The 513-nt window shown below is 67.3% G+C and carries 1 protein-coding gene; it reads left to right on the plus strand.

Features of this window, described 5'->3' with window-relative positions; genetic code table 11:
- Positions 1-186 precede the first annotated feature (186 nt).
- The coding region (locus tag ACYVHQ_RS14260; protein ID WP_460514160.1) for an LptF/LptG family permease at positions 187-513 on the plus strand (327 nt) is incomplete at its 3' end.

Consider the following 513-nt stretch of genomic DNA (forward strand, 5'->3'; position numbering starts at 1 on the left):
GTACTTCCTCTATTTCCTGCTGCTGTCGCTGGGGCGCGCGCTCATTGATCGCGGCACGGTGAGCAACAGCGCGCCGATGTGGGTGCTGCACATCCTGGTGACGCTGGGTGCGCTGTGGATGTTCCGCCGTCAGTTCAGCGCGTGGCGCGTGAAGGGAGCCGATGCATGAGACTGCCGATGCCGCGCGTGAAGCAGGTCGACCGCCTGATCGCGACCAGCGTGCTGAGCACGCTCGCCATCGTCTGGCTGATCCTGGTCGGCTTCGACACGCTGGGCCAGTTCCTCCGGCAGCTCGGTCACGTCGGCGATCACGGCTACACCCTCAGCAAGGCCGCGATCTACATCGCCGACACCATCCCGCGGCGCATGTACGAGCATTTTGGCAACGCGGCGCTGATCGGCGGTCTGCTCGGTCTGGGCGGTTTGGCCGGCAGCGGCGAACTGACGGCGCTGCGCGCGGCGGGCATGTCCAAGCTGCGCATCGCCGTCTCGGTGACGGCGGTGGTCGCCGTG

The sequence above is a fragment of the Frigoribacterium salinisoli genome (assembly GCF_054781095.1).